Source organism: Pantoea sp. CCBC3-3-1, from assembly GCF_007981265.1.
Classification (GTDB): Bacteria; Pseudomonadota; Gammaproteobacteria; order Enterobacterales; family Enterobacteriaceae; genus Erwinia.
This window is the reverse complement of the sequence record NZ_CP034363.1, coordinates 1,984,049-2,001,746: the sequence shown is the minus strand read 5'-3', so window position 1 is coordinate 2,001,746 and position 17,698 is coordinate 1,984,049. Positions and strand designations below refer to the sequence as shown.

Here is a 17,698-nt window from a genome sequence, read left to right as displayed (position 1 = left end):
GGCAATAAAATATAACAATTCAGTATCATTTTGAGTCCTGACAGGGTCGTCCGATTGTCCTTTCTTCACGGGTGCCTATCGCCCACTCTGCAGGTTTCTTTTCAATCCTCTGAAGCACAAGAAATCTGTCGTACAGCAAATACTGTGCGTTTTCTCACAAACCTTGAGAAGTTGACTATTCTTTTCTTAGGTTTCAATCACCCTAAGTGATGGAGAGGCTATGAGTTCATCGTGTATAGAAGAAGTGAGCCTGGAAGAAAATCAGTGGTACCGCATCGTGCAGGAGATGCTGCAGAAAGCCGGTGTTGAAATCAATGGTACTCACCCGTGGGATATTCAGGTCACTCACCCCGATTTTTTTAAGCGTGTCCTGCAGGAAGGATCGCTGGGGCTGGGTGAAAGTTATATGGATGGCTGGTGGCAATGCGAACGGCTGGATATGTTTTTTCACCGGGTGCTTGAAGCCAAACTTGACGAACAACTCCCTCATCATTTTAAAGATACGCTGCGTATCGCTGCCGCCCGCCTGACTAATCTCCAGTCACGCAAACGGGCCTGGATTGTAGGTAAAGAGCATTACGATTTGGGTAACGACTTGTTCACGCTGATGCTCGATCCTTATATGCAGTATTCCTGTGGTTACTGGAAAGAAGCGCAAACGCTGGAACAGGCGCAGGAAGCTAAACTCAAATTAATCTGCGAAAAATTGCAGCTCTCGCCAGGCATGACGTTACTTGATATCGGCTGTGGCTGGGGCGGACTCGCTGCCTATGCTGCGAAGCACTATAGCGTCAAAGTCACTGGCGTCACGATTTCTGCCGAGCAGCAGAAGCTGGCGCAACAGCGTGGTGAAGGTCTCGACGTCACGATTCTTTTACAGGATTACCGTGATTTGAATCAGCAGTTTGACCGGATTGTTTCCGTCGGCATGTTTGAACACGTCGGGCCAAAGAATTACGCCACCTATTTCGACGTGGTTGACCGCAATCTGAAACCCGACGGGATTTTCCTGCTGCACACCATCGGCTCAAACCTGACCGCCGATAATGTCGATCCCTGGATGGATAAATACATTTTCCCGAACGGTTTTCTGCCTTCTGTGCGTCATATTGCAGCTGCTCACGAAGGTCATTTCGTGATGGAGGACTGGCACAATTTCGGACCGGACTATGACGTCACGCTGATGGCCTGGCACGAGCGTTTTCTTGCGGCCTGGCCGCAGCTGTCTGCAAAATACGGCGAGCGCTTTTACCGCATGTTCACCTACTATCTTAACGCTTGTGCTGGTGCCTTTCGCGCGCGGCATATGCAGCTCTGGCAGGTAGTATTTACACACGGTTCCGAAGGCGGTTTGCGCGTTCCGCGCTAGCGGTTAACCGTTAAAAAGGTCGGCGATTTGCCGACCTTTTTCGTTACCACGCCTGCCTGAGATTTACTGCTGAGGTGATGTGGCTTCTACCGCAGCAGCCAGCAATGCGGCTTCACGCTGCGCGAGGACGCGTTCTACGGTTTCTACAATCGCCTGCGTGTGCGGATCGATTTCAATATTCACTCTGTCGCCCAGACGCTTGCTGCCCAACGTGGTTCTCGCCAGCGTTTCAGGAATAAGATGGACACAGAATTTACTTTTGGTGACTTCGCCGACGGTCAGGCTGATACCATCAATACCAATAAAACCTTTATGCAGGATATATTTCATCTGCAAAGGATCCTGCGGTTTAAACCAGATTTCGCGATTATTTTCCGACGTAATAATTTTACTGATTTCGGCCGTGGTCATAATATGACCGGACATTAAATGCCCGCCAATTTCATCACTAAATTTCGCCGCACGCTCAACGTTAATTTTATCGCCTGCACGCAGGTCGCCAAGATTAGTAATACGCAGCGTCTCTTTGACCAGATCGAAACTGACCCGATTCCCGTTAACTTCTGTCACCGTCAGACAGCATCCGTTGTGAGCCACTGAAGCGCCCAGTTCCAGACCGGGCAGCATCTCGTCTGGCAGGCTGATGATGTGCGTCCGAAAATTCGGTTTTTCTTCAATTGCCAGCACCTCGGCGGTGCCCTGCACAATACCGGTAAACATAGTTGTGGCCTCAGTAATATTTTTTCGCTGCCCTAGTTTGCCCTGGCTTTGGGATAAAACCAAACGCCGAACCGCATTTTAACGTGACGGAAAGAGCTATTCTCCATGTCGACGATTGGCTAATTACGCCATGAACATTACACTGTATCGCCTGCCCTGCTGTCATTTTGCCTCAAGCGCATTTTTGTCATCAGTGCCTCCTTGTTCAGTCTTACAATAATATAGGTGTATACGTGCAGAAGTACCTGACTGAGGCGCGTCAATTATTAGCGCTGGCACTCCCGGTGATTATTGCGCAGGTTGCGCAAACCGCTATGGGTTTTGTCGATACTATTATGGCCGGCGCGGTTAGCGCCACGGATATGGCCGCCGTCGCTGTAGGAACCTCCATCTGGCTTCCCGCTATTCTGTTCGGCCACGGTTTGTTGCTTTCACTGACCCCGGTTGTTGCCCAATACAACGGGTCGGGCCGACGCGACCGCATTGCTTTTCAGGTTCGTCAGGCCTACTGGCTGGCGGCATTCTCAGCATTTTTCGTCATGCTGGTGCTCTATAATGCCGGGTTTATGATCCACGCCATGCACGATATCGATCCCGCACTGGCGGACAAAGCCGTGAGATATCTGCGTGCGCTGCTATGGGGTGCGCCCGGTTATCTGTTCTTCCAGGTTGCCCGAAATCAATGTGAAGGCCTGTCGCGCACCAAGCCGGGTATGGTAATTGGCTTTCTCGGCCTGCTGGTGAATATTCCGGTTAACTATGTTTTTATTTACGGCCATTTTGGCATGCCCGCCCTGGGTGGCGTGGGCTGCGGCGTGGCTACCGCCTCCGTTTACTGGGTCATGTTTGTTGCGATGAAATGGTGGGTAATGCGCGCCGGTTCAATGCGCGATATTCGCCTGACAGATCGGTTCAGCAAACCTGATACTAAAGTGCTGTGGCGCCTGTTCAAGCTAGGGCTGCCCGTTGCGCTTGCGCTGTTTTTTGAAGTGACGCTGTTTGCCGTTGTGGCGCTGCTGGTCTCGCCGATGGGAATTGTTGACGTTGCAGGCCATCAGATCGCCCTGAACTTCAGTTCGCTGATGTTTGTGATACCGCTGTCGCTTGGCGTTGCGACGACGATCCGTGTTGGCTTTCGGCTGGGACAGGGTTCGACAGAGGCGGCTCGTGTCGCAGCATGGACTGCGCAAGGCGTCGGAATGGGGTTATCGGTGCTGACCGCGCTGTTCACTATCACTTTCCGGGAGCAAATCGCTCTGCTCTATAACGATAATCCCGCCGTCGTGGCGCTGGCAGCGCAGCTGATGTTTTTAGCCGCCGTGTACCAGTTTTCAGATGCGATACAGGTGATTGGCAGCGGTATTTTGCGCGGCTATAAAGATACCCGTTCCATTTTCTTTATTACCTTTGTTGCTTACTGGGTGCTGGGCCTGCCGAGCGGCTACATCCTTGCCTTAACCGATTGGGTGGTGCCGAAAATGGGACCGGCAGGGTTCTGGACGGGGTTCATTATCGGCCTGACCTCTTCTGCGGTGATGATGATCTGGCGTATCCGACGTTTACAGCGCCAGCCGGCGGCAGTGATTCTGGCTCATGCAGCTCGCTAATTTTGCGAAGATTTACGGCATCCATGGCTAATTTTGCTGCGCTTCGCACAGTTGCGCAGCAGTCGTGCTGAAAAAAACGGATTTCCGCTTGCAAGGTGCCTGGGCTGTCGTTAATATTCGTCCCGCTGTCACCCAGACGGCATGATGCGTTCTTAGCTCAGTTGGTTAGAGCACCACCTTGACATGGTGGGGGTCGGAGGTTCGAGTCCTCTAGAACGCACCACAGTGCGTCCGTAGCTCAGTTGGTTAGAGCACCACCTTGACATGGTGGGGGTCGGTGGTTCGAGTCCACTCGGACGCACCAAAACGCGTTCTTAGCTCAGTTGGTTAGAGCACCACCTTGACATGGTGGGGGTCGGAGGTTCGAGTCCTCTAGAACGCACCATCTCTGTACTGCTTCTCTCCTTTCCATTTCGCTCTTCTCCCACTTCAGCATATTGACACCGGCTTTATGGCATAACGTTTCCCTTCCCGTCTTTGTATAAATATTAAGCAATCAGAAAAGCTGTGCTGGCTCGCTCAGTCACCGTTTGCCGCCGCAGCGCAAAAGGGATTTTTCACGCAACAACCTGATCTGGTACAACCTTTCCCTTGCCTTTGTCCGCTTTTTAATTGGTTTTCACCTGTTTGAACCGCTATAATACGAAACATTGTTTCACTTGAATGGTTTCAGCGTATGGTTGGCCTTTTAGCAAAAACGATAGCATCCTGCGCAACGCCTGACCGCGTCTGTGGCTCAACCGCCTTGAAACTTCCCCTGCACGCTCTTTTACTGTCACCTATCCTTAAGCTGTATCGCAGTTCGCCGCTCTGGCACCCATGCTTTTCCGGCGCGCAACACCAACCACCGGGATCTCGATTTTTTCATCCATCACAACTTAACAGATGACTCGTCATGAAAAAGACCAAGATTGTTTGTACTATCGGTCCAAAAACCGAATCGGAAGAAATGTTGACCAACCTGCTGGACGCGGGCATGAACGTCATGCGTCTGAACTTTTCCCACGGCGATTATGAAGAACACGGCAAGCGTATCGCTAACCTCCGTGCGGTAATGAATAGAACCGGTAAGCAGGCGGCTATTCTGCTGGACACGAAAGGTCCAGAAATCCGTACCATGAAGCTGGAAGGCGGCGCTGATGCCTCGCTGAAAGCGGGCCAGACCTTCACCTTCACTACCGATCAGTCAGTGATTGGTAATGCTGAGCGCGTAGCAGTGACTTATGCTGGCTTAACGTCTGACCTGAAAATCGGTAATACCGTGCTGGTAGATGACGGTTTGATCGGTATGGAAGTGACTGAAGTTACTGAAAACACCGTTATCTGTAAGGTGTTAAACAACGGCGATCTGGGTGAAAACAAAGGCGTTAACCTGCCAGGCGTTTCCATTCAGCTGCCTGCACTGGCCGAGAAAGATAAGCGTGATTTGATCTTCGGCTGCGAGCAGGGCGTTGATTTCGTTGCGGCTTCTTTCATCCGTAAACGTTCTGACGTGCTGGAAATTCGTGAGCACCTGAAGCAGCACGGCGGTGAGCACATCCAGATCATCTCCAAGATCGAAAACCAGGAAGGCCTGAATAACTTCGACGAAATCCTTGATGCTTCTGACGGCATCATGGTAGCGCGTGGCGATTTGGGCGTAGAAATCCCGGTTGAAGAGGTGATCTTCGCCCAGAAAATGATGATCAAAAAATGTAACCGTGCACGCAAAGTGGTGATCACCGCCACCCAGATGCTCGATTCCATGATCAAAAACCCACGCCCTACCCGCGCTGAAGCCGGTGACGTGGCGAACGCCATCCTGGATGGGACTGATGCGGTTATGCTCTCTGGTGAAAGTGCCAAAGGTAAATACCCGCTGGAATCGGTCACTATCATGGCAACCATCTGCGAACGTACCGATCGCGTGATGAAGAGCCGTATCGATTCTCAGCATGACAACCGCAAAATGCGTATTACCGAGGCGGTTTGTCGCGGTGCGGTAGAAACCGCTGAGAAACTGGAAGCGCCGCTGATTGTGGTCGCAACCGAGGGTGGTAAGTCAGCCAAGTCCGTGCGTAAATATTTCCCTAACGCAACGATCCTGGCACTGACGACGAATGAGCAAACGGCTCGTCAGCTGATCCTCAGTAAAGGCATCATTACTTCTGTGGTTAAAGAGATCGCCTCTACGGACGATTTCTACCGCATTGGTAAAGAAGCAGCGCTCGCCAGCGGCTATGGCCTGAAGGGTGAGGTTGTTGTGATGGTTTCCGGCGCCCTGGTGCCAAGTGGAACCACCAATACTGCCTCTGTACACGTGCTGTAATCAAAGATTACGCCTTGCATGATAAAAGCGCCCTGAGAGGCGCTTTTTTTACAATTTTGTTAACACGCTCTCGAAAAATTTCAATCGAAATTATCTATCCAACTTACCGTTAAGCGTCGATCGCTCCGATTAAAATAGCCTGTTTTCGCTAAATTTTTTAGACAATTCTGGAAAGACGGTGCTTCTTTGAGCGAACGAGCTAATTTAAGCACGTTCTCACTAAAAATTTATTCTCATTAGAAAAAACTTTGTGTAATACTTGTAACGCTACATGGAGATTAACTCAATCTAGAGGGTATAAATAATGAATCGTACTAAACTGGTACTGGGCGCGGTAATTCTGGGTTCAACTCTGCTGGCTGGTTGCTCAAGCAACGCTAAAATCGACCAGCTGTCTACCGATGTTCAGACTCTGAACGCGAAAGTTGACCAGCTGAGCAACGACGTGAACGCAATCCGTTCTGACGTTCAGGCTGCTAAAGACGACGCAGCTCGCGCTAACCAGCGTCTGGACAACCAGGCTCACTCTTACCGTAAGTAAGAGTTCTGGTTTTAAAAATGGCGCACAATGTGCGCCATTTTTTTGCCCTGTTTTTGCAACACTTTCCCTGGCCCTTCTCTCCTCACCTCTCCGCAGCAAAACGAGCTATACCTCTTACTGTGCGCTTTGTGACTGAACCTGACTTACGGTAGCCTTTTTTGCTGAACCCTTGTCAGAATGCGTTTGCTGCGTCGTAGCGGGCATCTCCGTCTCGCTATCAATGGCATCCCCTGTGTTCACCAACACGGGCATACCTGAACGTCTTGCAATCGCTTCTTTGATCATCGCATCGTCACTTTGCGCGCTGCGGGCAAATTTTTTGGCATTTATCGTCATCGTAATCGGCATGGTTTGAGGATCGTCTTGCTCCGTATGGGAAAGCGGCTGATGCACCTCGATATAACGTTTACCATCGGGTTCCACGCCATATTTTACCGGCTGATTAATAATCTGCACGCGAGTGCCCTGAGGCACGCTGTTGAATAGCGCCTCTATATCTTTAGGCCGCAGACGAATGCAGCCGGAACTGACACGCATGCCAATGCCAAAATCCGCATTTGTGCCATGGATCAGATAGTGCCCCTTACCGTAAGCCAGGCGCAGCGCAAAAAGCCCCATGGGGTTATCCGGCCCTGCCGGAATAGTTACCGGTAGCGTTTTCCCCTCAAGCGCATAGCGCTTGCGAATATTGGGTGTTGGCGTCCAGCTGGGATGAGGTATTTTCTGGCTGATGCGGGTAATCATTGGCGGCGTATTCGCGCCTAACTGACCAATGCCGATGGGATAGACCACCACTTTGTTTTCATTCGGCGGATAGTAATAAAGCCGCAGCTCCGCAAGATTAACGACGATGCCTTCACGTTTGGTATCAGGCAGCAACATCTGACCCGGAATGGTCAGCTGTGAGCCGGCTTTCGGCAGCCAGGGATCGGTGCCGGGGTTCGCTTCAAGCATGCCCAGCAGGACAATTTTATAATGGGCGGCAACGGCTTCCAGCGAGCGGCCGTCGTTGGGGACGGTGTAGGTGGTGTTTTCACCGATCAGGCGGCTGTCGGCAGCAGGTAAAGGATATTCTGTTGCGCTGGCAGGGTGCGCAAACAGGAAAGCAGTCAGCAGTAAGGACAAAGTGAGGCAAATTTTCATGCTAATTTCTCGTCAGGATAAAGAAAACTTCCCACCAGCGAGGCGGGAAGCCCTTCGAGAAGTGTAGCAACTCAGCTCTGAGTCAGCGCCTGAGCCTTAGAGCGGATGGCACGGATCATCGCTTCAAGTCCCTGAGAACGGGACGGCGTGAGGTGTTGAGTCAGCGCCAGCTGGGCAAACCACGGACGGACATCGAACGCGAGAATTTCCGCAGGCGTCATTTGCTGATAGAGGATGAAGACCACCGCAATCAGCCCTTTAACGATAGCGGCATCGCTGTCGCCACCGAGCGTCACGCGGCCCTGAGCGTCGGTGTCCATCAGGATCCACACCTGGCTTTGACAGCCAGAAATGGTGTTCTCCGGCTGATGCAGCGCGTCAGCCAGTGCTGGCAGCATGGCACCCAGTTCGATAACGTAGAGATATTTCTCTTCCCAGTTAGCGCAACGGGTAAAGTTGCGCACCAGTTTTTCTTTGTCTGGCAACGTTGCCATTAAAACCTCCCTTCGCTAAACGGCTCAGCCGCCCAGCAGGCGATGAATACGTGTCAGGCCAGCCGCCAGGCGATCGGCCTCTTCTTCGCTATTATACAAAACAAAGGAGGCACGGCACATCGCCGGTACGCCGTAATGCGTCATCAACGGCATGGCGCAATGGTGACCGGTGCGAATAGCAATTCCGTACTGATCGAGGAAGCTGCCGACATCGTAAGCATGATGCTTGCCCAGGTTAAAGGCGATGACGCCTGCACGCTGCTCGGGCCCGTAGATGACCAGATCGGGCACGGAAGCCAGCTTGTCCAGCGCGTAACGCATCAGTACCTGCTCACGCTGATGGATAGCGTCCAGATCCTGCCCGGTTATCCACTTCAGCGCGGCCCCCAGGCCCATAATCCCGCCGGTATTTGGCGAACCCGCCTCAAAGCGCCATGGCGCAGCGGCATAGGTCGTGCCTTCTGTCAGGCTGACGGTGGCAATCATTGAGCCGCCGCCTTCCCAGGGTGGCATTTGATCCAGTATGGCTTTACGGCCATACAGGATACCAATCCCGGATGGACCGTAAATTTTGTGCCCGGAGAAGACATAAAAGTCGCAGTCCAGATCCTGAACGTCGACTTTGCCGTGCATCACCGCCTGAGCGCCGTCAATCAGCGTGGCCACGCCCGCCGCTTTGGCCTGAGCAACCAGCTCTTTAACCGGATTGACGGTGCCCAGCACGTTCGAAACCTGAGTAATGGCCAGCATCCGCGTACGGCTGTCCATCAGCGACGGCAGCGTTGAGAGATCCAGCTCACCGGTTTCGGTTAGCGGAATAAAGCGTACTTCCGCCCCGGTACGCTGCGCAATCATCTGCCACGGAACGATATTGGCGTGATGCTCCATCTCGGTAATGAGAATGTTGTCACCCGCCTGCAGCTGACTGCCTCCCCAACTGCTGGCCACGAGGTTAATGCCCTCGGTGGTGCCTTTGACGAAAACGATCTCCTCTGGCGAAGCGGCGTTAAGGAAACGCGCGGCCTGAGCACGCACGTTTTCCATTTCCGTTGTCGCTTCAGCGCTTAGCGTGTGAATACCACGGTGCACTGCCGCGTAGCCGTGTTCATAGAACCGGCTTTCAGCATCGATAACCACCTGCGGCTTTTGCGCGCTGGCGGCGCTGTCAAGATAGGCCAGCGGCTGGCCATTCACTTCTCGCGCCAAAACAGGAAAATCAGCCCTGACGCGTGTCAGGTCAAAACTCATTTAATGCCTCCGGGAAAACGCTGTGCAATACGCTGCATCACCGCTTCCTTCAGTACGTCATCTGTAATTGCTTCGGTCAGTTCTGCGGCAAATGCATAGATAATCATGCGCTGCGCAGACTCTTCGCTGATACCACGCGCGCGCAGATAGAACATCTGCTCGTCGTCGATTCTGCCAATTGTCGCACCGTGGCTGCACTTAACGTCATCAGCATAAATTTCCAGCTGAGGTTTGGTGTCCACTTCCGCCAGACGTCCTAACAACAGGTTGTTGTTGTTCATCTGGCCGTCAGTTTTCAGCGCGTGCTTCGCTACGGTAATTTTGCCATTGAACACGGATCGCGCTTTATCACGCGTAATGGTTTTGTGCAGCTGACGGCTCTGACAATACCCTTTGTTGTGTTCAAGGTAAGTACGGCTGTCGCAAACTTCTTTTTCTACCGGCAGCATCAGGCTGTTAATGCCCAAATCGGTGCCTTCACCATTCAGCTGCACGCTGGTGTTATGGCGGCAAAGGCCACTGCCCAGCAGGAAGCTATGGCTTTGCACACGCGCATCACGTTCAATCACCAGATCGTTATGGGAGAAGTGATAGCTGCTGGCGTGCTCAAAGGCCAGCTTGTAATGCTTCAGCTGCGCGTTATTACCCACGGTCGCGGTAAAGCGAGCGCCGGTAAAATGCGTAGCGTCATTCAGGCTGACATAGTGTTCAATAACCGTCGCTTCCGCACCGTCATCCAGCTGCAAATGATGACGATAATGCGAGGTATTCATCTCTTCCTGTGCGCTGCCGCTGCTGATATGCAGGATATACAACGCCCGAGCCGCCGACTTGCCGCGCGGCAGATGAATGGTGGTCACCTCTTCCGCCAGGCTTTCGGTCAGATGCAGGAAAACTTCTGGCTGGACGGGTGCGCTCAGCTCGCGGCGTCCGGCAGCTTTTGTTACCTGGATGTCGAACAGATCCCAGCTGTTATCGCTCAGTTCGGCGCTGAAGCGACCATCAACAAAGACCATTCGCACCGCATCGATGTTCAGTGCCTGGGCAGCGACATCGGCACTGCTTAGCGTCGCAGGCTGAGGCAGAACAAAATTCTGGCCAAGCAGGCCGTCAAGCGGCGTGTATTTCCAGTTTTCCTGCTTGCGCGTCGGCAGCCCTAAGCGCAGTACCTGCTGCCAGTGCTGCTGTGCCTGCAGTGAACGGTGCTCGCCCTGGGTTTCGAACAGGTGATGCCATTGCTGCAGGGCGTTGTCACTACTCCTGTTCGGTAAGCCAGCCATAGCCTTGCTCCTCCAGTTGTTTCACCAGCGTAAAGTCACCCGACTTGACGATTTTGCCCTGATAAAGGACGTGCACGAAGTCAGGTTTGATGTAATCCAGAATACGCTGGTAATGCGTCACGATGATAAACGAGCGCTTGCCGTCGCGCAGCGTGTTGACGCCGTTTGCCACGGTTTTCAGCGCATCGATATCCAGACCGGAGTCGGTTTCATCAAGGATACAAAGTTCAGGTTCCAGCGCCGCCATTTGCAGAATGTCGTTACGCTTTTTCTCGCCGCCAGAGAAGCCAACGTTAACCGAGCGGGTCAGCAGATCTTCCGGCATTTTCAGCAGGTGAATTTTATCTTCAATAAAGTCCTGGAAGTCGAAACGGTCCAGCGCTTCCTGCTCGCGATATTTGCGCACGGCGTTGACTGACGCCTGCAGGAAAAACTGGTTACTGACGCCGGGAATTTCAACCGGGTACTGGAAAGCCATAAAGATGCCTTCGCCCGCGCGATCTTCCGGAGAAAGCTCCAGCAGATCTTTACCTTTGAAATTCACCGAGCCGCCGGTCACTTCGTACTCTTCGCGGCCTGCCAGCGTGGCCGACAGCGTACTTTTACCTGAACCGTTTGGTCCCATAATGGCATGGACTTCACCCGGCTTCACCTCAAGGCTCAGTCCGCGCAGGATCTCTTTATCTTCGATACTTACCTGTAAATCTTTAATGCTTAACATAGTGTTTCCTGGGCAATACGCTCGGGCATTGCGCTGAATGATCGTAAGCAGCGCGGATTAACCCACGCTGTGTTCAAGGCTGATCGCCAGCAATTTTTGCGCTTCCACTGCAAATTCCAGCGGCAGCTCGGAGAAAACGTCTTTACAGAAACCGTTTACGATCATCGAGATGGCATCGTCTTCGCTGATCCCGCGTTGCAGGCAGTAGAACAGCTGATCTTCGCCAATCCGTGATGTCGTCGCCTCATGCTCCAGCTGAGCGGTATTATTGCGCGCTTCCACATAAGGGAACGTGTGCGCGCCGCACTCAGCGCCAATCAGCATTGAGTCACACTGGGTGAAGTTACGGGCGTTGGTCGCTGTTGGCATGATTTTCACCAGGCCGCGATAGGTATTCTGGCTTTTACCCGCCGAAATCCCTTTCGAGATGATGGTGGATTTGGTGTTTTTCCCGATGTGGATCATCTTGGTGCCGGTATCAGCCTGCTGATGGCCGCTGGTCAATGCTACCGAGAAGAACTCACCGATCGAGTTGTCGCCTCTGAGGATCACGCTTGGATATTTCCAGGTGATAGCAGAACCGGTCTCGGACTGTGTCCAGGACATTTTGCTGTTCTCGCCTTCGCAAAGCGCGCGCTTGGTTACGAAGTTGAGAATACCGCCTTCAGATTCGCCACCGGCGAACCAGTTCTGCACGGTGGAATATTTCACTTCAGCATCTTTGTGAATAATCACTTCCACTACGGCAGCGTGCAGCTGATAGGTGTCGCGCACGGGCGCAGAGCAGCCTTCAATATAGCTGACGTAACTGCCTTCATCGGCAATCAAAATCGTACGTTCGAACTGACCGGTTTTCGCCGCATTAATGCGGAAATAGGTCGACAGTTCCATCGGGCAGCGTACCCCTTTCGGGATATAAACAAAGGTGCCGTCTGAGGCGACAGCGGAGTTCAGCGCGGCAAAGAAGTTGTCGTTTGCCGGCACGACGGTGCCCAGATACTGTTTAACCAGCTCGGGATGCTCATGAATCGCTTCGCCAAACGAGCAGAAAATAATGCCCTGCTCTGCCAGCTTGCCGCGGTAGGTAGTGGAAACCGACACCGAGTCAAAAATCGCATCTACCGCGACTTCCTGCCCTTCACGTACCGGTACGCCCAGCTGTTTAAAGGCGTTTTCCACTTCTTCCGTCAGGTAGTTCGGTGCCTGCGCGCCAGAAGCCTGCTGAGCGCCAGGCTCAGATGCGCAGCTGTCGTCGCAGTTGCCACAGGAAGGCGCTGAGTAATAGCTGTAATCCTGATAGTTCAGCGATTTATAATTCGCTTTCAGCCAGTGTGGCTCTTCCATTTCCAGCCAGGCCGCATAGGCTTTCAGGCGGAATTCCAGCATCCAGTCCGGCTCATTGCGTTTGGCCGAAATCGCACGCACGACATCTTCACTGAGGCCGTGTTCGAATTCTTCCGTTTGCAGCTGGGTGAAAAAGCCTTCCTTGTATTTCTGATGATTCCCTTCCCAGACCTGCACGTCGTCTGATGTATCAGTATTTCGAGACATAAGCTTTACTCAACGCCAAAGCTCTCACCACAGCCGCAGGCGTGTTGAGCTTTAGGATTATTAAATTTGAAAATCTGGTTCAGGCCTTCACGAACGAAATCCACTTCGGTTCCGTCAATAAAGGGCATAGCCTGCAACGGCACGTAAAGATTCGCGCCGTTATGGCTGAAAACTAAATCATCGGTAGCGGGCTCTTTAGTCAAGTCCATGGTGTAACCGAATCCGGCACAGCCCGACGTTTTCACGCCCAGCCGTAAACCTTTCACCTGCGCGTCGCCAGCACCCAGCGTAATAATTTGCTTAGCGGCGCTGTCGGTGAGCGTCAGTCCTTTCCAGACGTAGTCGTCAGGAGAAAAAGAAGCAGTTGATGATGATGGCATAACATTACCTCGCGAGTCTGAAGCCCTGCGGGCTGATACCCCTATGTTAGTGATAATGATAGTCTCTTCAACCTCTTGTTTTGCAGGGATTAAGGCTAACAGGGGGTTTTTCGGTCTCTTTAATCAGTTTAGACCCTGTGAAGAGGATTGCGCTTTGTGTTACAGCACGATTTAACGAAATGGTAACACATTGAAAAGCAGCCAGTAAATATCAGCCGCGCTGCGTTAAGCAGTAATAATGCTTATTTTAACTCTTTCAGCCCTGTGGCGTATTGTTATTACCAATTTATCTGAGAGGCAGCATGAATCGATAAAAATAATTGCGGGTGGCGTTGAATAATGCGCCATTTATTATATGATAATGATTATCATTAGCGCGAATGGGGCCTGTAATGAATGTGTCGATGAGTGCCTGGCTGCAACATAAGATTGATGAATACAAATTTTCCGTCCGCGATATTACCGTCGACTACTACATGGCCCAGGCAAAATTAAACCGCCCGGAATCCACTCCCGAACAACTGCGCAGGTTTAACGACACCTGTCTTGATATGGCTGAACTCTGTCAGCTTAATGGCGATGACCAAAGCTACCTGCATGCACTTGGCCGCCTTCATCAGCGCCTGATGCAGGAGTTAACCAACACCGGACGCGAGCGGCTGTTTCGCATGCAGGCCTGGCAACTGGCACGCAACACGCTCAGCCGCCTTTGTCACCAGCTGGCGCTGAACGGCGAGTGGGACAAAGCGACCCGGCTGCAAAGCGATTTCGTCAGGCACGCCTCCTGGATTATATAAGGCGATTGGGCCTTATTTTTTACCCGAGAGCACAACCGTCGTTAAGCGTGACGTACAGCATAATCGCTGTTGCTGGTCGAAAATATCGATCTGCCAGACCTGGTGCGTGCGGCCAGGATGGATCGCACGACAGACGCCACGCACTTCACCTTCACTCACTGCTCGCAGGTGGCTGGCATTGATGTCCAGCCCTACGACACGCTGATCGTCTACGCTGCAAAGATAACCGGCAACGGAGCCCAGCGTTTCTGCCAGCACGACAGACGCTCCGCCGTGCAACAGGCCAAAGGGCTGACGCGTGCGTGCATCCACAGGCAGAGTGGCTTCAAGACTTTCGTCGTTGATGAACGTGAACACAATGCCAACATGCTCAACCATTGTACCCTGGCTAAGCTGATTTAGCTGCTCCAGCGTGGTGTGTCGTTGCCAAATGGCCATCAGACGAGTTCCAGTAAGGCCTGCAAAGGATGGCGCATGCCGTTGCCTTCGATGCGTTTTACCTGGCTGCGGCAGGAATAGCCGGTGGCAAGGCAGCGCTGGCGCGGCAGTTTTTGCAGCGCCTGATGCCATGAAAGCTCGTAGATGCCCAGGGAGTTTTCCAGATTCTTGCTCTCATGGCCGTAGGTGCCTGCCATACCGCAGCAGCCCACGCTGACGTTTTCAAGCCTGGCGCCAAACCGGGCAAAAATGCCGGCCCACTGCTGGCTTGAAGCAGGCAGCGCAGTCACTTCAGTGCAGTGCCCAAACAGATACCAGGATTCACCGCTTTGTGGCATAGCGGGCTGTTCCGGCAGCGCTTTTTGCAGCCACTCATGCACCAGCTGTACATGGAAATCGCCGCGCTTATCAGCCAAAATTTCTTTGTACTCATCGCGATAGCAGAGTACCAGCGCCGGATCGACGCCCACCATCGGTAGCCCCAGCGTTGCCACACGATTGAGAAAGTCGGCGGTTTTCTGCGCCGTACGGGCAAAACGTTGCAGGAAACCTTTAATGTGCTGCGCCTTGCCGTTTGGCGAGAACGGCAGCACCACGGGCTGATAACCCAGCTTTTCCACCAGCGCGACGAAATCGCTGACTAACCGGGCCTCATAATAGCTGGTGAAAGGATCCTGCACGATCAGGACGTGGCGCGCACGGATCGTCTCGCTCATCGCTTCTAACTGCTCAAGCGTGGTATTCGTTGAACGGTGGCCTGCCAGCTGCTGTTTTAAATTAGGCGACGAGAGCAGCGGTAAATCCACCATGCCAATCTGCGCTTTGCTCATTTCACGCACCAGCGGCTGGCGCAGAAAAAAGTTGAAGAACTTTGGCGCTTTCGCCATCAGCGGCGCATAGCTTTCCACGCTGGCGACCAGGTAATCACTTGCCGGACGCAGGTAGCGGGTATGATAAAGCTGTAAAAAGCGGGAGCGGAAACCGGGCACGTCAATTTTGATCGGGCACTGGGTCGAACAGGCTTTACACGCCAGACAGCCGGACATCGCTTCTTTCACTTCATGTGAAAAATCGTATTCGCCACGCCTGGCGTGCCAGCTGTTACGGGTCCGCTCAATTAATCCACGCAGGCTGACTTTCTGCTCCGGCAGACGTCTCTCCAGCTCCAGCGGATCCACCCCCTGCTCTGCTAACAAGCGCAGCCATTCTCGCGTCAGCGTGGCGCGGCCTTTAGGAGAGTGGATTCGGTTACTGGTGATTTTCATTGACGGGCACATCGGGCTGCGGACATCAAAGTTGAAGCACAGGCCGTTGCCATTACATTCCATCGCGCCACGCCAGTTGGTGCGAACGTTAACCGGGATCTGGCGATCGAAGGTGCCACGTTTGACCGCATCGACCTGCATCATTGGCTCATTCACACCATAAGGCGCACAGATTTTACCCGGATTCAGCCGGTTTTCCGGGTCAAAAGCCGCTTTGATGCGGCGTAAATCATTAAACAGCTCTTCACCAAAAAAGGCCGGACTGTATTCAGCACGGAAGCCTTTGCCATGCTCTCCCCACAGCAAACCGCCATAGCGTGCTGTCAGTGCCACCACTTCATCAGAAATCTGCTTCATCAGCATTTCCTGCTGCGGATCGCACATATCCAGCGCCGGGCGCACATGTAAAACACCCGCGTCAACGTGACCAAACATGCCGTAGCTGAGGTTATGCCCATCAAGCAGCTTGCGGAACTCGACTATATAGTCCGCCAGGTGCTGCGGCGGCACGCAGGTATCCTCCACAAACGGGATAGGTTTGGCCCGACCTTTCGCATTGCCAAGCAATCCCACCGCTTTTTTACGCATGGCATAAATGCGCTCAATGCCGCTGATATCGTCACACAGCTGATAGCCAATGACGCCAGCCTGCCCCGAAGCCATTAATTCGTCCAGACGCTGGCACAAAGAGGCCAGCTGAGCGTCGATCAGCGCCTTATCATCTCCAGCGAATTCTACAATGTTCAGGCCCTGCATATCGCGATTGGGGACGTCTGCAATAAGTTCACTCACCGAGTGCCAGACGATATCTTCCCGCGCCAGATTTAACACTTTGGAATCGACAGTTTCGACTGACAACGCCTGCGCTTCTACCATAAACGGCGCGCTGCGCAGGGCAGAATCAAAAGAGTCATACTTAATATTGACCAGGCGGCGGACTGCAGGAATGGGCGTAATGTTCAACCGGCTTTCGGTAATGAACGCTAAAGTGCCTTCTGCACCACATAGCAGTCGGGTCAGATCGACTTTTTGCAGGTCATCGCTGATGACGTGCCGCAGATCGTAGCCCGTCAGGAAGCGGTTGAGCCGGGGAAACTTATCGATTATCAGCTGACGGCGATCGCGACAGCGTTCCAGCACCGTACGATAAATAACGCCTTCCGGCGTGGCTTCCCGGGCCAGCGTTTCAGCCACTGCCACCGGTACGCTTCGTGTATCCAGAATATCACCGCCGAGCAGCACCGCCCGCAGCCCCAAAACGTGATCGGACGTTTTACCGTAAACCAGCGATCCCTGACCGGATGCATCGGTATTGATCATTCCGCCCAGTGTTGCACGGTTACTGGTAGAAAGTTCGGGAGAGAAGAAATAGCCGAGGGGCTTGAGAAAGGCATTGAGCTGATCTTTAATCACGCCCGCTTCAACTTTGACCCAGCCCTGTTCAACGTTGATGTCCAGGATGCGGTTCATATGGCGGGACATATCCACTACGATCCCCTGATTCAGCGACTGACCGTTAGTGCCAGTGCCGCCGCCGCGCGGCGCAAACGTCAGGCTGCTGAAACGCGCTTCGCCAGCCAGGCGGGCCACCAGCGCCACGTCGGCTGTCGAACGGGGAAAAATCACCGCGTCGGGTAACAGCTGGTAGATGCTGTTGTCGGTGGACATTAAAAGGCGGTCGGCATAGCTGGTCGCGGTATCACCAGTAAAACCCTGCTGCTCTAACGCCTGCAAAAAATTCAGCACCAGTTGAACGAGGCCCGGCGCCTGAGAAATCTGTGGGATCATTATAGAGAGACCAAAATGTTGTGTATGACGTTTGTGCTTTGTCATGGT

15 protein-coding genes and 3 tRNA genes are annotated in these 17,698 nt (G+C 53.0%); 8 read left to right on the top strand and 10 right to left on the bottom strand.

The window, feature by feature from the left end; translation table 11 throughout:
• The first annotated feature begins 220 nt into the window (after positions 1-220).
• Positions 221-1,369: a cyclopropane fatty acyl phospholipid synthase gene (gene cfa / locus EHV07_RS09560; protein WP_147197315.1), complete on the top strand. Its 1,149-nt coding sequence runs from the start codon at positions 221-223 to the stop codon at positions 1,367-1,369.
• A 63-nt stretch (positions 1,370-1,432) separates the two neighbouring features.
• Here cfa and EHV07_RS09555 read toward each other — a convergent pair whose 3' ends face one another.
• Positions 1,433-2,089, bottom strand: a complete 657-nt coding sequence (locus EHV07_RS09555; protein ID WP_147197313.1) for a riboflavin synthase subunit alpha — start codon at positions 2,087-2,089, stop codon at positions 1,433-1,435.
• A gap of 233 nt (positions 2,090-2,322) precedes the next feature.
• Between EHV07_RS09555 and EHV07_RS09550 the strand changes: the two genes are divergently transcribed.
• The 6 genes from EHV07_RS09550 to EHV07_RS09525 all read left to right on the top strand — a co-directional run bounded on the left by EHV07_RS09550 (position 2,323) and on the right by EHV07_RS09525 (position 6,545).
• Positions 2,323-3,696: an MATE family efflux transporter gene (locus EHV07_RS09550; RefSeq protein ID WP_147197311.1), complete on the top strand. Its 1,374-nt coding sequence runs from the start codon at positions 2,323-2,325 to the stop codon at positions 3,694-3,696.
• 146 nt (positions 3,697-3,842) lie between these two features.
• Positions 3,843-3,919: transfer RNA gene (locus tag EHV07_RS09545), tRNA-Val, on the top strand.
• Positions 3,920-3,923: 4 nt separating this feature from the next.
• Positions 3,924-4,000: transfer RNA gene (locus EHV07_RS09540), tRNA-Val, on the top strand.
• A 4-nt stretch (positions 4,001-4,004) separates the two neighbouring features.
• Positions 4,005-4,081, top strand: a tRNA-Val gene (locus EHV07_RS09535).
• A 510-nt stretch (positions 4,082-4,591) separates the two neighbouring features.
• The gene (gene pykF / locus EHV07_RS09530; protein WP_147197309.1) at positions 4,592-6,004 is read left to right on the top strand and encodes a pyruvate kinase PykF; all 1,413 of its coding nucleotides are present in this window, start codon (positions 4,592-4,594) and stop codon (positions 6,002-6,004) included.
• A 304-nt stretch (positions 6,005-6,308) separates the two neighbouring features.
• A complete protein-coding gene (locus tag EHV07_RS09525; RefSeq protein WP_016169824.1) occupies positions 6,309-6,545 on the top strand; it encodes a major outer membrane lipoprotein in 237 nt (78 codons plus the stop codon).
• A 114-nt stretch (positions 6,546-6,659) separates the two neighbouring features.
• Here EHV07_RS09525 and EHV07_RS09520 read toward each other — a convergent pair whose 3' ends face one another.
• The 7 genes from EHV07_RS09520 to sufA all read right to left on the bottom strand — a co-directional run bounded on the left by EHV07_RS09520 (position 6,660) and on the right by sufA (position 13,362).
• Complete coding sequence (locus EHV07_RS09520; RefSeq protein WP_147197307.1) at positions 6,660-7,688, bottom strand: L,D-transpeptidase family protein; 1,029 nt, start codon at positions 7,686-7,688, stop codon at positions 6,660-6,662.
• A 71-nt stretch (positions 7,689-7,759) separates the two neighbouring features.
• Positions 7,760-8,182, bottom strand: a complete 423-nt coding sequence (sufE, locus tag EHV07_RS09515) for a cysteine desulfuration protein SufE (RefSeq protein ID WP_147197305.1) — start codon at positions 8,180-8,182, stop codon at positions 7,760-7,762.
• A gap of 24 nt (positions 8,183-8,206) precedes the next feature.
• Positions 8,207-9,430 carry a cysteine desulfurase SufS gene (sufS, locus tag EHV07_RS09510; RefSeq protein ID WP_147197303.1) on the bottom strand — a complete coding sequence of 408 codons (1,224 nt, stop codon included), beginning with the start codon at positions 9,428-9,430 and terminating at the stop codon, positions 8,207-8,209.
• Positions 9,427-10,710: a Fe-S cluster assembly protein SufD gene (gene sufD, locus EHV07_RS09505; protein ID WP_147197301.1), complete on the bottom strand. Its 1,284-nt coding sequence runs from the start codon at positions 10,708-10,710 to the stop codon at positions 9,427-9,429. The genes sufS and sufD overlap by 4 nt, the downstream gene beginning before the upstream one ends.
• Positions 10,685-11,431: a Fe-S cluster assembly ATPase SufC gene (sufC, locus tag EHV07_RS09500; protein WP_147197299.1), complete on the bottom strand. Its 747-nt coding sequence runs from the start codon at positions 11,429-11,431 to the stop codon at positions 10,685-10,687. The genes sufD and sufC overlap by 26 nt, the downstream gene beginning before the upstream one ends.
• 57 nt (positions 11,432-11,488) lie before the next feature.
• Complete coding sequence (gene sufB / locus EHV07_RS09495) at positions 11,489-12,982, bottom strand: Fe-S cluster assembly protein SufB (RefSeq protein ID WP_147197298.1); 1,494 nt, start codon at positions 12,980-12,982, stop codon at positions 11,489-11,491.
• A 5-nt stretch (positions 12,983-12,987) separates the two neighbouring features.
• A complete protein-coding gene (gene sufA, locus EHV07_RS09490; protein ID WP_147197295.1) occupies positions 12,988-13,362 on the bottom strand; it encodes a Fe-S cluster assembly scaffold SufA in 375 nt (124 codons plus the stop codon).
• A gap of 392 nt (positions 13,363-13,754) precedes the next feature.
• On the opposite strand from sufA, the gene EHV07_RS09485 reads away from it, so the two are divergent.
• On the top strand, positions 13,755-14,159 hold the full coding sequence (locus tag EHV07_RS09485; protein WP_147197293.1) for a hypothetical protein: 405 nt from the start codon (positions 13,755-13,757) through the stop codon (positions 14,157-14,159).
• Positions 14,160-14,171: 12 nt separating this feature from the next.
• On the opposite strand, the gene EHV07_RS09480 is transcribed toward EHV07_RS09485, so the two are convergent.
• Both EHV07_RS09480 and EHV07_RS09475 read right to left on the bottom strand, forming a co-directional pair.
• Positions 14,172-14,597, bottom strand: a complete 426-nt coding sequence (locus EHV07_RS09480) for a hotdog fold thioesterase (RefSeq protein WP_147197290.1) — start codon at positions 14,595-14,597, stop codon at positions 14,172-14,174.
• Positions 14,597-17,650, bottom strand: a complete 3,054-nt coding sequence (locus EHV07_RS09475; protein ID WP_147200581.1) for an FAD-binding and (Fe-S)-binding domain-containing protein — start codon at positions 17,648-17,650, stop codon at positions 14,597-14,599. Before EHV07_RS09475 ends, EHV07_RS09480 begins: the two co-directional genes overlap by 1 nt.
• Positions 17,651-17,698: the final 48 nt, after the last annotated feature.

Coding starts and splice junctions, on each gene's coding strand:
- EHV07_RS09520 (WP_147197307.1), bottom strand. CDS start 7,688: ATGAAAATTTGCCTCACTTTGTCCTTACTGCTGACTGCTTTCCTGTTT.
- EHV07_RS09555 (WP_147197313.1), bottom strand. CDS start 2,089: ATGTTTACCGGTATTGTGCAGGGCACCGCCGAGGTGCTGGCAATTGAA.
- EHV07_RS09485 (WP_147197293.1), top strand. CDS start 13,755: ATGAATGTGTCGATGAGTGCCTGGCTGCAACATAAGATTGATGAATAC.
- pykF (WP_147197309.1), top strand. CDS start 4,592: ATGAAAAAGACCAAGATTGTTTGTACTATCGGTCCAAAAACCGAATCG.
- sufE (WP_147197305.1), bottom strand. CDS start 8,182: ATGGCAACGTTGCCAGACAAAGAAAAACTGGTGCGCAACTTTACCCGT.
- EHV07_RS09480 (WP_147197290.1), bottom strand. CDS start 14,597: ATGGCCATTTGGCAACGACACACCACGCTGGAGCAGCTAAATCAGCTT.
- sufC (WP_147197299.1), bottom strand. CDS start 11,431: ATGTTAAGCATTAAAGATTTACAGGTAAGTATCGAAGATAAAGAGATC.
- sufS (WP_147197303.1), bottom strand. CDS start 9,430: ATGAGTTTTGACCTGACACGCGTCAGGGCTGATTTTCCTGTTTTGGCG.
- sufA (WP_147197295.1), bottom strand. CDS start 13,362: ATGCCATCATCATCAACTGCTTCTTTTTCTCCTGACGACTACGTCTGG.
- sufB (WP_147197298.1), bottom strand. CDS start 12,982: ATGTCTCGAAATACTGATACATCAGACGACGTGCAGGTCTGGGAAGGG.
- EHV07_RS09525 (WP_016169824.1), top strand. CDS start 6,309: ATGAATCGTACTAAACTGGTACTGGGCGCGGTAATTCTGGGTTCAACT.
- EHV07_RS09475 (WP_147200581.1), bottom strand. CDS start 17,650: ATGATCCCACAGATTTCTCAGGCGCCGGGCCTCGTTCAACTGGTGCTG.
- sufD (WP_147197301.1), bottom strand. CDS start 10,710: ATGGCTGGCTTACCGAACAGGAGTAGTGACAACGCCCTGCAGCAATGG.
- cfa (WP_147197315.1), top strand. CDS start 221: ATGAGTTCATCGTGTATAGAAGAAGTGAGCCTGGAAGAAAATCAGTGG.